This is a genomic window from Serratia sp. LTN-2 (genome assembly GCF_059740205.1).
The window spans coordinates 1-14,344 of sequence record NZ_JCAXDO010000014.1; the positions used below are offsets into that span (position 1 = coordinate 1).

General features: G+C 40.4%; 11 protein-coding genes, 2 tRNA genes and 2 rRNA genes. 9 read left to right on the top strand and 6 right to left on the bottom strand.

Annotated elements, in window-relative coordinates; translation table 11 throughout:
• The 4 genes from AC6BYQ_RS21355 to AC6BYQ_RS21370 form a co-directional block, all read right to left on the bottom strand.
• Positions 1-463: ribosomal RNA gene (locus AC6BYQ_RS21355) — 23S ribosomal RNA — on the bottom strand; the annotation flags it as partial.
• A 340-nt stretch (positions 464-803) separates the two neighbouring features.
• Positions 804-879, bottom strand: a tRNA-Ala gene (locus AC6BYQ_RS21360).
• A gap of 55 nt (positions 880-934) precedes the next feature.
• A tRNA-Ile gene (locus tag AC6BYQ_RS21365) sits at positions 935-1,011 on the bottom strand.
• Positions 1,012-1,070: 59 nt separating this feature from the next.
• Positions 1,071-2,607 (bottom strand): 16S ribosomal RNA (locus AC6BYQ_RS21370).
• A 571-nt stretch (positions 2,608-3,178) separates the two neighbouring features.
• Between AC6BYQ_RS21370 and AC6BYQ_RS21375 the strand changes: the two genes are divergently transcribed.
• The 7 genes from AC6BYQ_RS21375 (at position 3,179) to AC6BYQ_RS21405 (ending at position 8,145) form a co-directional block, all read left to right on the top strand.
• Positions 3,179-4,078, top strand: coding sequence for an MlaA family lipoprotein (locus AC6BYQ_RS21375; RefSeq protein ID WP_001109856.1), 900 nt, complete (start codon positions 3,179-3,181; stop codon positions 4,076-4,078).
• A gap of 115 nt (positions 4,079-4,193) precedes the next feature.
• Positions 4,194-5,162 (top strand): RsbU family protein phosphatase GigA, encoded by a 969-nt coding sequence (gigA, locus tag AC6BYQ_RS21380; RefSeq protein WP_000273590.1) that lies wholly within the window; start codon positions 4,194-4,196, stop codon positions 5,160-5,162.
• A 102-nt stretch (positions 5,163-5,264) separates the two neighbouring features.
• Positions 5,265-5,786, top strand: a complete 522-nt coding sequence (gene gigB / locus AC6BYQ_RS21385) for an anti-anti-sigma factor GigB (RefSeq protein WP_000103065.1) — start codon at positions 5,265-5,267, stop codon at positions 5,784-5,786.
• Positions 5,787-5,812: 26 nt separating this feature from the next.
• The gene (locus tag AC6BYQ_RS21390; protein ID WP_000177090.1) at positions 5,813-6,637 is read left to right on the top strand and encodes a carbon-nitrogen hydrolase family protein; all 825 of its coding nucleotides are present in this window, start codon (positions 5,813-5,815) and stop codon (positions 6,635-6,637) included.
• Positions 6,638-6,651: 14 nt separating this feature from the next.
• On the top strand, positions 6,652-7,029 hold the full coding sequence (locus AC6BYQ_RS21395) for a DUF4951 domain-containing protein (RefSeq protein WP_000266123.1): 378 nt from the start codon (positions 6,652-6,654) through the stop codon (positions 7,027-7,029).
• A gap of 159 nt (positions 7,030-7,188) precedes the next feature.
• Positions 7,189-7,626 (top strand): MarR family winged helix-turn-helix transcriptional regulator, encoded by a 438-nt coding sequence (locus AC6BYQ_RS21400; RefSeq protein ID WP_000371731.1) that lies wholly within the window; start codon positions 7,189-7,191, stop codon positions 7,624-7,626.
• An 87-nt stretch (positions 7,627-7,713) separates the two neighbouring features.
• Positions 7,714-8,145 (top strand): organic hydroperoxide resistance protein, encoded by a 432-nt coding sequence (locus tag AC6BYQ_RS21405; RefSeq protein ID WP_000051124.1) that lies wholly within the window; start codon positions 7,714-7,716, stop codon positions 8,143-8,145.
• Positions 8,146-8,199: 54 nt separating this feature from the next.
• Here the strand turns inward: AC6BYQ_RS21405 and gspE are convergent, their stop codons facing one another.
• On the bottom strand, positions 8,200-9,690 hold the full coding sequence (gspE, locus tag AC6BYQ_RS21410) for a type II secretion system ATPase GspE (protein ID WP_001166321.1): 1,491 nt from the start codon (positions 9,688-9,690) through the stop codon (positions 8,200-8,202).
• Between the two features lie 96 nt (positions 9,691-9,786).
• Between gspE and AC6BYQ_RS21415 the strand changes: the two genes are divergently transcribed.
• Entirely contained in the window at positions 9,787-10,608 is an 822-nt protein-coding gene (locus tag AC6BYQ_RS21415; protein WP_000462729.1) for a DUF432 domain-containing protein, read from the top strand.
• A 9-nt stretch (positions 10,609-10,617) separates the two neighbouring features.
• Positions 10,618-11,535, top strand: coding sequence for a mechanosensitive ion channel family protein (locus AC6BYQ_RS21420; RefSeq protein WP_000785635.1), 918 nt, complete (start codon positions 10,618-10,620; stop codon positions 11,533-11,535).
• On the opposite strand, the gene AC6BYQ_RS21425 is transcribed toward AC6BYQ_RS21420, so the two are convergent.
• Positions 11,525-14,332, bottom strand: a complete 2,808-nt coding sequence (locus AC6BYQ_RS21425) for a DUF2339 domain-containing protein (RefSeq protein WP_031986005.1) — start codon at positions 14,330-14,332, stop codon at positions 11,525-11,527. The two genes, AC6BYQ_RS21420 and AC6BYQ_RS21425, sit on opposite strands and share 11 nt — an antisense overlap.
• Positions 14,333-14,344 lie beyond the last annotated feature (12 nt).

Genomic DNA, 14,344 nt, shown 5'->3' on the forward strand with positions numbered 1-14,344 from the left:
TTCCCTCACGGTACTGGTTCACTATCGGTCAGTCAGGAGTATTTAGCCTTGGAGGATGGTCCCCCCATATTCAGACAAGGTTTCACGTGCCTCGCCCTACTCGTCATCATTATGTGTGCCCTTTCGTGTACGGGAATATCACCCTCTACGTTCGCACTTCCCAGAGCGTTCCACTAAAACACACATAACTTAATGGGCTGATCCCCGTTCGCTCGCCGCTACTGAGGGAATCTCAATTGATTTCTTTTCCTAAGGGTACTGAGATGTTTCACTTCCCCTCGTTCGCCTTGCAACACTATGTATTCATGTTGCAATACCTACCTTAAAGTAGGTGGGTTCCCCCATTCAGACATCTCCGGATCAAAGGATATTTGCCGCCTCCCCGGAGCTTTTCGCAGGCTATCACGTCTTTCATCGCCTCTGACTGCCAAGGCATCCACCACATGCACTTAATTACTTGACTATACAACCCCAAACAGTCGATGTTACCTACAAGTTAGCAACTTCAACATTTCAGTTTAGAGCACTGTGCACTTAAGCACCGTACAGCTTCAATCTAAATTCATATACCAAAACGCTTGATTCAGTTAATTTGCTAGTTCTCAATTCATCTAGATTAATTGCTTAACCTAAACTCTTGAGTGAACAATTTATTTCAGACTCAATTTTGCCAATCTGTTAATGAGTTAATGTGTCTTCGTCAGATCACACTAATTACCGTGATAATGAAATCACAGAAGTTAATAAACCAAGATCTCAATCTTTATTTACTAATTTCTGTAATCCGAACTTATCTTAAGTTCTGGTGGAGACTAGGAGAGTCGAACTCCTGACCTCCTGCGTGCAAAGCAGGCGCTCTACCAACTAAGCTAAGTCCCCAGCTTACATCATCAATCATGTATCTTTTATCTATAACTTCAACCAGTCAAAGTCATGGTGGGTCTGACAAGACTTGAACTTGTGACCCCACGCTTATCAAGCGTGTGCTCTAACCAACTGAGCTACAGACCCTCAGATACATCTATGAAGAACAACTTGTTGTGGATTCTTACCAATCGTCAATCTTTCGTTAAGGAGGTGATCCAGCCGCAGGTTCCCCTACGGCTACCTTGTTACGACTTCACCCCAGTCATCGGCCACACCGTGGTAACCGCCCTCTTTGCAGTTAGGCTAGCTACTTCTGGTGCAACAAACTCCCATGGTGTGACGGGCGGTGTGTACAAGGCCCGGGAACGTATTCACCGCGGCATTCTGATCCGCGATTACTAGCGATTCCGACTTCATGGAGTCGAGTTGCAGACTCCAATCCGGACTACGATCGGCTTTTTGAGATTAGCATCACATCGCTGTGTAGCAACCCTTTGTACCGACCATTGTAGCACGTGTGTAGCCCTGGCCGTAAGGGCCATGATGACTTGACGTCGTCCCCGCCTTCCTCCAGTTTGTCACTGGCAGTATCCTTAAAGTTCCCATCCGAAATGCTGGCAAGTAAGGAAAAGGGTTGCGCTCGTTGCGGGACTTAACCCAACATCTCACGACACGAGCTGACGACAGCCATGCAGCACCTGTATCTAGATTCCCGAAGGCACCAATCCATCTCTGGAAAGTTTCTAGTATGTCAAGGCCAGGTAAGGTTCTTCGCGTTGCATCGAATTAAACCACATGCTCCACCGCTTGTGCGGGCCCCCGTCAATTCATTTGAGTTTTAGTCTTGCGACCGTACTCCCCAGGCGGTCTACTTATCGCGTTAGCTGCGCCACTAAAGCCTCAAAGGCCCCAACGGCTAGTAGACATCGTTTACGGCATGGACTACCAGGGTATCTAATCCTGTTTGCTCCCCATGCTTTCGTACCTCAGCGTCAGTATTAGGCCAGATGGCTGCCTTCGCCATCGGTATTCCTCCAGATCTCTACGCATTTCACCGCTACACCTGGAATTCTACCATCCTCTCCCATACTCTAGCTCACCAGTATCGAATGCAATTCCCAAGTTAAGCTCGGGGATTTCACATCCGACTTAATAAGCCGCCTACGCACGCTTTACGCCCAGTAAATCCGATTAACGCTCGCACCCTCTGTATTACCGCGGCTGCTGGCACAGAGTTAGCCGGTGCTTATTCTGCGAGTAACGTCCACTATCCCTAGGTATTAACTAGAGTAGCCTCCTCCTCGCTTAAAGTGCTTTACAACCATAAGGCCTTCTTCACACACGCGGCATGGCTGGATCAGGGTTCCCCCCATTGTCCAATATTCCCCACTGCTGCCTCCCGTAGGAGTCTGGGCCGTGTCTCAGTCCCAGTGTGGCGGATCATCCTCTCAGACCCGCTACAGATCGTCGCCTTGGTAGGCCTTTACCCCACCAACTAGCTAATCCGACTTAGGCTCATCTATTAGCGCAAGGTCCGAAGATCCCCTGCTTTCTCCCGTAGGACGTATGCGGTATTAGCATCCCTTTCGAGATGTTGTCCCCCACTAATAGGCAGATTCCTAAGCATTACTCACCCGTCCGCCGCTAGGTCCAGTAGCAAGCTACCTTCCCCCGCTCGACTTGCATGTGTTAAGCCTGCCGCCAGCGTTCAATCTGAGCCATGATCAAACTCTTCAGTTAAAATCATTTTGCACCTTATTTATAGACAAGGTGCCAATTCTGGCTCATCAATTACTGACTTAAATTTCGCTCAAATAAACTTCGAGTAATTTAAACCAATCAATCAATGAAAATTATTTCGATTAATCAATCAGTAAAAATCCACACAAGTTGTTCTTCAATTCTCTTAATGATCTTCTTACTGGTTCGTCACCAGCAAGCTAGGTCGGCTATATTACTCTTAATCTCTTAAAAGTCAACAGGTAATTTCGATATTTTTAAAACTTATTCTCTAAACCAACTTCCCATCAAATTCATCACTTAAAGCAACCAATCTAATCACAAGTAACTGTTTTTCAACAAGTTTCTATCTGCATCACCGCCGATGGATGTGCATTATAGACCATCTCTCTCCCTTTGCAACCCCTTTTTATAGCATTTCATATCAAGCGTACATTTTTTAGGCTTTTTGGCTATATTTCTATATAATTTGATCAATTTTACATTGATAATAGCTTATCGCTTCTGTATTAAAATATATCTCTACCCAACTGCATATTGAATATAGCCTGGCTAGCGGTTAAGGAATTATATGAATTATTCTAATTTACTTTTGTCGAGCTTATTAACTGTAGGTCTTTACACCTCAGCCCATGCTCAAGAAAATCTTACTGAAGAATCTGCCGCTAGTTCGGAAGATGTTACTTCAACCCAAACTCAGCATAGCCGACCTCACTTACAAATTATTAAAGATTTGAAAGGCATAAAAGTTAAAGATTTAAAGATCAACGCAAATGCTGCTCAACCGGATACAGTAAAAGATCCATTACAGTCACTGAACCGTCCAATTTATTCTTTTAACGATATGTTAGACCGCCATGTTTTGCGTCCCGTTGCTGTTGAATATAGAGAAAAGACGCCAGAAGATGTACGTGGTTCTTACCGACAATTTCGTAAAAACCTTGGCGAACCATGGAATGCTGTTAACCAGCTAATTCAAGGACGTCCTGGCCGCGCCGCAAAAACTTTAGGTCGTTTTACTATTAATACGTTAACAACTTTAGGTTTAGCCGATCCAGCGAGCCGCTTAGGCTTACCTCCTGAAGAAGAAAGTTTTGGTGTAACTCTCGGTTACTATGGTGTTCCTTCTGGACCATTTCTTATGCTGCCTTTCTTTGGGCCAAGCACTTTACGTGATGGCGTTGGCTTGGCTGTAGATGCTCAGGCCCGTCCACAAAAATACATTATGGATGATCAAGATGGCCTGTATTGGTCGACTAATCTATTACAAGCCGTTGATACACGCGCTCAATATCTAGATTTAGACCAAACTATACAAGGCGATCAATATGCAATGATTCGTGATTTATATCTCCAACGTAAAGCGTTCCAGATTGCCGAGAAAAAAGGTGATTCGGCAGATGTGTCTTTTATTGATGATGACGAATCCGAAGATGTACCAGAAGATAACACTGATAAAACCGAAAAATAATTAAAGGACAAATCAAGGTATTGCATTTTTCTTATAATAAGGCAATACCTTGATTTTGGTCATACATCCTCTATGATGGATAAAGTGATCTTGAAAAAGGACTACCATATCTTCTATGTATTTTATTAAACCGACACGCTCTATCCCTTTCGTAGAGCAAGCTCTGGAAGCATTACCAGACTTACAAGTCATTCACATAGATGATCTCGATTTATACGACCCAACAATTATCGCAATTGCTGATGTACAAGATTTCCTAACTTATAAATGGCGTTTACCTACAATCGTGATTGCTTTTGAGCATGAAGGTAGTGCTTTAGCTCAAGCATGGGAAGCTGGTGCTCTTGCAGGATGGGTATGGAACCAGTTACCTAAAGATCTAAATAAAGCTTTAACAAGAATTGATGCACAATATAAACGTAATCAGGATAGCCGTGATTTACCTTCGGCAGCAGAATTACAAAAACGTTTATTGCCAAATCCTATTGATTTATTAAATTATGAGGTTGAAACTTTTTTCCAACCTTCTGCCTATTTATCAGGCGACTGGTACGACTACTGGAAGCTCAATGATAAAGAGGTTTTATTTTATCTCGCCGATGTATCGGGGCATGGTGTAACAAGTAGCTTATTAACTTCTTGGATGGCAGCCTTTCATGGTCGCTCCAAAACACCACGACAGTTAATCAAAAAGTTAAATGGGATGCTGGTTCAAGAGAATATTGAAAAACATATTACAATTGTGGTCGGTATTCTAAATCTTGAAACTCATAGTCTTCGCTGGTCTAGTGCAGGTCATTACCCTCCTCCAATTATTTTTGAACCTAATCAATCCCCAAAAATTTTAACCACCAGTAGCTTCCCATTAGGATTAACTGATGAGTTAGAAGTTGAAGAACATGTATGTACATTAAATCGTCATGCACGTTTCATTATTTGCTCAGATGGAGCACTAGAACCATTTGATGGCGGCTTGAATGATCAGTTTCAACAATTAGTCCAACATTTGCAAAATCAATCATTCCAAGCCCCTGATCACGTTGCTGATGACATTGCCATCTTTAGTCTTTGTCGAATGAATTAATTTAAGAATCAATTAATTACATAATATACGACTTAAGGACTCTTGAGTCTGAGATGGCACTATGTGATAATTTTTCTATCCTTCTCTGAAAATGGCATTTATATGTCAACAGGTCATGTTGAATATGCAAGTTTAAATGGAACGCATATTTTCAAGCTTATTGGTGAAGTGCGAGCCCATTCTTGTATAAGTCTAGACAAACTTTTAAACAGAATTGAACAGCAAGAAAATGTTGTTGGTGCAATCGTTGATTTAACCCAAACAACATTTATTGATAGTACTGTATTAGGTATCCTAGCTAAGCTAGGTTTAAAACTGAAACAGACTCATCATATTCAAGCTGTGATGCTATCTACCAATCCAGATATCACAACCTTAGCCAACAGCATGGGGCTAGGGCAGGTTTTTGTCATCCTGAATTATTGTGGCGATCCTAACGTTTGTACTTTAACGTTAACTGACGAGCACATTACTCATAATGCGATGCTAAGAACCGTTCTGGACGCACACAAGACATTGATGAAACTCAATGCAAATAATCAGAACATGTTTGAGCCGCTTGTTAAGCAATTGCAAAAAGAACAAGACACGCTTGAACAAGTATCTGATAAGCAAAATGCCTAAAATTTATTGCTAATCTGGATGTGTATATGACTCTTGTTTCAGTTGTTCAAATGAATTCTCAAGATGACATTGAAAGCAACTTTCAAGTGATTGAGTCATTGATTCAGCAAAGCAAGGCTCAAAATGCCAGCTTAATTGTTTTTCCCGAAAACTTTGTTTGTTTTGCAGCTGGCAAACAGCGTGAAACAGCAGAGCAATTTGAGTCGATTCAACAAAGACTTGAGAAACTTGCGCATCAGTATCAAATCTGGATTGTTGCAGGCACTCTACCGTGCCCATTTCGTCCGGATGGTTCCATCATACAAGATGGTCGAGTGCGCACAGTGAGTTTATGCATCAGTCCTGAACGTACCGAAGCACGTTATGACAAAATACATTTATTTGATGTACAAGTTGGCGATGCTGTGGGTGGATATCAGGAATCTCGTTTCTTTGAACCAGGAACAGACGTTGTAGTCACATCTACCCCTTTTGGCAATATTGGCCTAATGGTATGTTATGACTTGCGTTTTCCTGAGTTAGCTTTAACCCTTAGACAGCAAGGTGCTCATCTATTAACTGCTCCTGCTGCATTTACCTATACAACAGGTCAGATGCATTGGCAGCTTTTGCTGCAAGCACGTGCAATGGATAGCCAATGCTATGTTTTAGGGGCTGCGCAACAAGGTTGGCATGGGGAAAAACGCCAAACTTGGGGGCATGCAGGAGCAACTGATAGTCGTGGTCAAGTTTTAAGTATGATTGATTATGAAGGGAACGGTTTAATTACGGTACCTTTTGATTTAGCTGCTCAAGAACTTGTGCGTACATCAATGCCTTTAATGATGCATCGTAAATTAATTCACTATTAAAAGCTTAATTATTCATGTGGAAATACTTATTTAGCATTTTTTGCTTAGGGGCAAATATTCACTGTTATGCGACTGATTTCGGGACAACGAATAATTTTGTCTCTCCAAATTTGCAGCTTAAACAAAATGTACTACCTCCTACTCCAAAAAATATTCCTCTGCCTGCTTTTGGCCAGCGGATTATTGGTTGGGGGACAGGTGCAGAAGGTGCCAGACAGCGTTTAGAGAATATTCAGCCTGCCGATGTTTCTATGATTAAAAAACAAGGAACAACTTTAGAAATGATCACGGCCTGGCAAGATTTTTATGAACAAGAGCAACAACGTAATGAAAATAACCCAACTGCAAAATATCGTGCTCGTTTAATGAAAAAAATTGCCGACCTTTGGTAACCATTTTAAATTAGTATTTTTAAGTGATGGAGTAATGTTTAGATTACTCCATTTTTTACGTTATCTTATTTTTATCAATAGCTCTAAATTATGAGCATTTAAGAAATTAAACATAAAGCGATATACTAGAAAAGCACCCATTAGTTTTCTGAGGAATATATGGACCAAGACTGTCAAAATCTAAAGCTTGAGAATCAATTATGTTTCCTCATTTATTCAACAAATTTAGCCCTTAATCAACTTTATCGCAAACTTTTAACTCCATTAGGGATTACTTATCCTCAATATTTGGTGATGTTGGTGTTGTGGGAAAAAGATGAGATTACTGTTTCAGAAATTGGCAGTAAGTTATTTTTAGAATCTTCAACTTTAACTCCAATTTTAAAAAAGTTAGAAGCATTGCAGCTTCTTAATCGTACTCGTTCAAAAGAAGATGAAAGACAAGTCATTATCACGCTTAGCGAAAAGGGGAAAAAACTTAAAGAACAGGCCGTAAATATTCCAACGCATATCTTAGAGGCCAGTTCTTGTGATACGGCTACCCTTCTCGGTCTCAAAGATCAATTAACACAACTCCGTACAAATATAGCTAAATAATCACCAATTTTTTTACAAAATTGACTTGTTAAAATAATTAAGTCGTGTACGATATATTTGCATTCAATTTAATTTAGGAATAAAAAGATGTCATTAGAAAAAGTTGTGTATCGTGCAAAAGCCAAAGCAACAGGTGGCCGTGATGGTCGTGCAACTTCATCAGACGGTGTATTAGACGTACAACTTGGTGTACCTAAAGAAATGGGCGGCGCTGGTGGTGCTGTAACTAACCCAGAACAATTATTTGCAGCTGGTTATTCAGCATGCTTTTTAGGTGCTTTAAAATTTGTTGCCAATCGCGATAAATTCAATATTAGCAAAGATGCGTATGTTGAAGGTGAAGTCGGTATTGGTCCAATTCCAACAGGTTTTAGTATTGAAGTTACTTTAAATGTTTATTTAATCGGTATGGACCGTGAAGAAGCTGAAAAGTTAGTTGCAGCAGCTCATATCGTTTGTCCATATTCAAATGCAACTCGTAACAATATTGATGTGACGTTTAATATTGTGACTGAATAAGTTTTAATATAAAAAATGCCCGAATCATATCGGGCATTTTTTATATCTTACAAATTATGCTTCACTTGCTTCATTGGTTACACGAAGCACTTCTTCAAGTGTAGTTTTACCTGAGAGCACCTTACGTAAACCATCATCGCGAATAGAACCAGAATACTGACGAGCATGATTTTCTAATTCAAATTCAGCTGCATTACCATGAATGAGACGGCGCATAGGTTCATCAATAGGTACAATTTCATAAATCGCTGTACGGCCATTAAACCCTAAATGAGAACACTGATCACACCCTTGAGCCTCTGGTAACTTTAAACTTGGTTCATGGGAAATATGCTGAAAAACTTGCTTCTCAAAAGTATCGGCTTCACGCCATGTCATACAATGTGGACATAAAGTACGAACCAAACGCTGCGCAACCACCCCAATTAAAGAGCTTGAAAGCAGGAAAGGTTCAATCCCCATATCTTTAAGTCGAGTCACTGCACCAATAGCGGTGTTGGTATGTAGCGTCGATAAAACCAAATGACCTGTTAAAGATGCTTGAACTGCAATTTCAGCAGTTTCCAGATCACGAATCTCCCCCACCATCACCACATCTGGATCTTGACGTAACATTGCCTTTAAAGCACGAGCAAAAGTCATATCCACTTTGGTATTCACTTGAGTTTGGCCAATACCTTCAAGCTGATATTCAATTGGATCTTCGGCAGTTAAGATGTTACGGGTATTGTCATTTAGATCAGATAAGGCAGCATATAAAGTCGTCGTTTTCCCCGAACCAGTAGGCCCTGTGACCAAAATAATACCGTGCGGACGATGTACTAACTGAGTTAAACGTTCATAGTCATTTGCCATTAAACCTAGGTGAGTCATATTAAGGCGACCCGCTTGTTTATCGAGTAAACGCATGACCACCCTTTCACCATGAGAAGAAGGCAAAGTTGAAACACGGACATCGACTTCACGACCAGCAAGACGTAAAGAAATACGCCCATCTTGCGGTACACGCTTTTCGGCAATATCGAGTTTCGCCATAACTTTAATACGCGAAACAAGTAACGGGGCTAGTTCACGGCGCGGTTGTACAATCTCACGCAATTGTCCATCTACCCGTAAACGAACCGATAGCTTTTTTTCAAAAGCTTCAATATGGATATCTGAAGCCCCTACTCGAATTGCCTCAGAGAGAAGAGCATTGATTAGACGAACAATAGGCGCGTCATCCTCTTGATCCATTAAGTCTTCTGTTTCAGGCACCTGATCTGCAAGGCTTAATAAATCAGGATGGTCTTCTAAGCCCGCAGCTACTTGTTGAGATTCACCTGTATCACCTGCATAACTAGTACTTAATAGGCTATTGAATTCTTGTTCAGTGCATAATTGATAGTGTGCAGGTTTCCCCAAAATTCGTCTTGCTTCCTGCAATGCAATTTTTTCTGTATTTTGACGTCTAACAATAAAAACTTGATCACCGTCATAACGAAATAAAACACCATGACGCTTGGCAAAACTATATGGAACTTGTATTTGTTTCAATATTTGCATCACAATTTATAATGATGAGTAAGATGATTTTGAGTGTACTCTAAGCAGATTACAGCGTGAAGTCTGTTTAACAACTCGGTAGAGGAATTTTACGTCTTGTTTGAAAATAATGAATATCAGCCTCACCCCCAGAATTCTTTAAAATGGTGGGGTGAACAGCACTTTGAAATTAACCAGTCCAAAGCATGGCAATTCGGTTCAATGCTCTTTCGTTTAACACGTGGCATAAAAGAATGGCGTATCGAATATTATCGCCCGACTCTCCAAGATGATAATGAGCAAGATTGGCACATCATAACGGATGCAAATTTTGGTTTTCCACATTCTGTGCAAGTCGAACGTTATATGTTTCGGAAAACTAATCCGAAGTTTCTACTCATGCCACGTTTGGCGGACCGATCAGTGGTAATTAAACCGGTTGATCCAATCTACATTCCAGCAGGTCAACGTGGGACACTTTATATTAGTACCCCCCTATGGATTGCCGGTTTAGTTGAAAGTCAGCATGAACCTTTATTTGAGATTCCTGTAATTCAACCCAAAGATACATGGTTTGGTCCTAATGCCCAGCAAGGTGAAATTTGTTATGCAACCTCTGTTGATGGTCGTACCGATTTAAATCTATTAACCCCACGTGCTTTTCGTGCAGTTACGCCGATCGATTTTCATAATACCAGTAATCATCAATTACGCTTTGACCGTATGAATGTACCGGTTACCGCCCTACCGCTATTTTATAGTGAAAGTACGGGACGCTTATGGACATCACAAATCAAAGTCTACTATGAAGGCTCTGACCGCCCAGCCCGTATTCGTATTGAAAACCGTACTCCCCCTCTGGCAGGTGAAGTGACTTATGTTCACCCACCACGTTCACCGGGTGGTGCGCTATTTAATATGTTTGATTCATTCTTTTAAGGGGGTTTTATGGCCGATTCAAGTATTCCAAAAGATATCGCTGATAGCCTCAAAAGCATATTTACCAATATCAATACCGAACGAATTAGTGAAATTTTAGTCGGTGTAGTGCTTTGTTTTATTGGTTTTGTTCTTGCCCGTATTATTTCAAATACATTTATTAGAACCGTTGGCTCACGTTTTAATGCTCACCAGCGTCTGGTATGGCGCCGCGGTATTTTCTATTTTATTTTCTTACTCTTCATTATGACGAGTTTAAAAGAAGCCGGGTTCAAACTTAGTGTATTTCTGGGGGCAGCGGGGATCTTAACAGTAGCACTCGGTTTCGCATCACAAACATCTGCCAGTAACTTGATTAGTGGTTTATTTTTGATTGGTGAAGGTTCATTTGAGGTCGGTGATACGATTCAAATTACACTTATTCGCGGGAATACAATCGAAGGCGAAGTTATCTCAATTGATTTGCTTTCGGTAAAGTTACTTACACTCGACAACGTCTATATTCGTTTACCAAACGAACAACTCATTCGTGCTCCTGTACACAACTTATCAAAATATCCAATACGGCGTATTCCAATTACTTTGGCAATTAACTTTCATGAAGACATTATTAAAGTCCGTGAGGTTCTACTTAACGTCGCAGCGAATTATCCACTCGTATTAGATGATCCAAAACCTGCTGTTACAGTCACTGCTTTTAGGGAGTCGTCAATTGAGCTTTTATTTGCAATGTGGTGTCGTCAAGAAAACTCTTTAAAAGTTCGAGATGAAATGCAAGAACGTATCCGAAATGGTTTTTTAGATAACCAAATTGAGATTCCTGTTCCGAAAATGGGCTTAATTGATCGACCATCTACTGCTTTTGCTGAAGATGATATCGATCAATACAGCAATCAAAAAGAGCTAAAACGAGAGCCTAAAGCTTAGGCTCTTGATTCTTCTGTACAGAGGATGACGGTGGTAATGGCGCAAGATAAGCAATAATCAACATTACCCCACCTGCTCCAATAAACGAAATGACCCGAGTTAATGTCGCACTTTGTGATAGATCAAGCAAAATTAGTTTTAATACAACAATCCCTAAAAGTGCAGCGCCTACAAACCAGAGTTGACGAATCATTTTTCGACTAGAGTATGTAGTCAAAACAAATGCCAATATAACCCAAAGTAACGTCAAACTTAGCTGTACTACACCATTTGTCCAAATTGAAGCACTCCATAGCGGAGTTGCCCAGTAATGGTGCAAGCCTCTGACGACTACACTACTAAATACCAGTAAGCCCACTAAAATTGTTGTAATTTTAAAAGTCCATTCCAGCGATTTATCTTGATCAAAAGCATGCTGATAAATAATAAAGAGCAGACCTGCAAATACTACAATAGAAAGAAAATCAGTTAAGTTAAATAAAGGAACAAAATAAAGGTACTCAGCGGAGTGGCGATCAATGCTCACAACTAACAACCATATTAAACTTAAACACCACACCGGAATTTGATGCAATAGTGTCGTTTTATGAGTTTTATAAGCCCAAAGCGAATAAACTACAGGAACAAAAGCCAAAGCGACTATTGGCATTTTTGGGAAAATAGTCACGCCAACTATCGCTAACGCTAACCAGCTTAAACCAGCCCATACCTTGATGTGACCCAAATGACTTGACTGCGGTTGAGCCATAATAAATAAGCCACTAAGAATAATGGTAGAGACTAGGAAAGTAGTTTGTTGTAATGAGTCTACCCATTTAAACAAAGTAAATACTTGACTCGCAAAGGCCTCACCCAAAACTAATAACAGTAACAGGCTAATTAAAATTAACTGCAAACTTTGCCATTGCACACGAAGTTTATAGTGAACAATCGCACTAAATATTGCTATTAGAGCGATAGCAAACATCAAATATGGACTTAAAGCATGATGATGCCATGCCATTATTTCTACACCTGCTACGGCGCCCGCATACATGCCTAAACATAAGAAAATACCGCTAAACATGCTTGCGCTAAAATAGCGTTGTTCTTTGCTGTTGTATTGCAATAAATAAAAGGCTGAAATGAATTGGGCAATTGCATAAATGCTAGTGCTTAGCGTTGGAAACTCTTCATTTGCCCAAACCTGATAAAACAGTGCAAGTGAGCTGAGTAAAACTAAAATCACACCAATATATCGGCTTAAACGGTAGCGTTCAGTTACTCCCCATACAATGAGGGCCTTACCTTGAGCTACCCAACCAATCGCTGTCCAATGTGCTCCTTTTGCAAGTGGGAAAATTAAGGCAAAAAAAGCAACCGCGAGAATGAAAAAACTTTTTGCAAGGACTGAAAGCTGAGGATGAGTTTTTTTAATCCAGAACGTTAACACCGCATAAGTGCCTGCTAAAACAACAGCACCAATTGTTAAAGCTTGGGTCGACTCATGAACTAAATAGGCATGAAGCGTAAAGCCTAGTACAGGTACACTAAAAATAAGACCAACATCTAAGAGCGGAGGTAAACGGATCCCCTCTTGTTTTTCATGTTCTGAAACCCGAGAGATATTTTGGCTATAACGAACACTTAACCAAATAAATAGCGCTATATGGAGCCATAAAATCCAGTCTAATATGTCAAATTTTGCTGGCTCTGCATAAAATGCGATTGCACTACCGCCAATAAACATTGTGGCAAAGAAAGCGATCTGATTTAGGATTTTCCAAGGCTGAATAAAATTAACCGCAGCGACTGCAAGATTAATAACAAGATAGTAACTAAATAAAAAAACCACATCAGGACGATATTGCGGAATAACTAAAGGAGCCGCATAAGCCATACCCAGTGCGAGTATTGTCAAATAAATAGCTTGTTGTTTTAAACTCAGGAATACTGTAATTGCTAATAAAATCGTAAATAGAATACTGGCTGTAGTTAGGCTGGTGATTACACCAAAATGATGTGAGAACACAAGCGTTAGAAAGACAACAGCTAACCCTACACCTTGCAATGCCACAGCAAATAGCTGGTTTTTCTTTTGCAAGGTATATCCAAATGCTGTTAATACACAACCTGCAATCGCAATAAAACCAAGTTTCACACCTAAGCTCAACTGCCAGTGCTCACTTGCAAAACGCAGTAAGAGCACTACCCCAACCATAAGCACAGCAACAGCAACCCTTAAAATTGGATTACCATGAATCATCCAATCGACTGCTGGTTGCCACCATGCGGTAGTCTGTGTACGAACTGTTTGTTCTTCTTGATTTAATGCTATTGTTTCAGGTAAAGCTGGCTCGGTAATATTGTTTGGATCAACTTGCTCTAATACAGGCGTTATCACTTCTGTATGTATAGATTCATTTACATTTACTGTTTGCTTGGCTGTCTCGAGAAACAATAAACGAGTATGAAATGCACTGATGGTTTGAATCAAACATAACAGTAAAACCAATAATGCCCCACCAGCAATCCACATCCAATGATTGATATAAGCAATTAATGCAACCAAAGCGGCGGTATAAATTACCGTTCTTTGCATATGAATAGAATAAAGTGGCGTTGTCTTGTGAGAAAACTGTTGTTCTAAATGAGTTAAACGTTGATGCAGACTTGATAATGACTGAACCAGTATGACAGTGAGCGCAATAGATAAAGCGACAACGGCACTCTGAAATTTAAAACCAATTGAAATGGCTAAAAACAAAGTCAAAGCGATCAAAACAATGATCATTCCCTGTTTGTCTTTTTTATACATGGGCTTAGCAAT

Coding starts and splice junctions, on each gene's coding strand:
- gigA (WP_000273590.1), top strand. CDS start 4,194: ATGTATTTTATTAAACCGACACGCTCTATCCCTTTCGTAGAGCAAGCT.
- gigB (WP_000103065.1), top strand. CDS start 5,265: ATGTCAACAGGTCATGTTGAATATGCAAGTTTAAATGGAACGCATATT.
- AC6BYQ_RS21375 (WP_001109856.1), top strand. CDS start 3,179: ATGAATTATTCTAATTTACTTTTGTCGAGCTTATTAACTGTAGGTCTT.
- AC6BYQ_RS21400 (WP_000371731.1), top strand. CDS start 7,189: ATGGACCAAGACTGTCAAAATCTAAAGCTTGAGAATCAATTATGTTTC.
- AC6BYQ_RS21420 (WP_000785635.1), top strand. CDS start 10,618: ATGGCCGATTCAAGTATTCCAAAAGATATCGCTGATAGCCTCAAAAGC.
- AC6BYQ_RS21405 (WP_000051124.1), top strand. CDS start 7,714: ATGTCATTAGAAAAAGTTGTGTATCGTGCAAAAGCCAAAGCAACAGGT.
- AC6BYQ_RS21390 (WP_000177090.1), top strand. CDS start 5,813: ATGACTCTTGTTTCAGTTGTTCAAATGAATTCTCAAGATGACATTGAA.
- gspE (WP_001166321.1), bottom strand. CDS start 9,690: ATGCAAATATTGAAACAAATACAAGTTCCATATAGTTTTGCCAAGCGT.
- AC6BYQ_RS21425 (WP_031986005.1), bottom strand. CDS start 14,332: ATGTATAAAAAAGACAAACAGGGAATGATCATTGTTTTGATCGCTTTG.
- AC6BYQ_RS21395 (WP_000266123.1), top strand. CDS start 6,652: ATGTGGAAATACTTATTTAGCATTTTTTGCTTAGGGGCAAATATTCAC.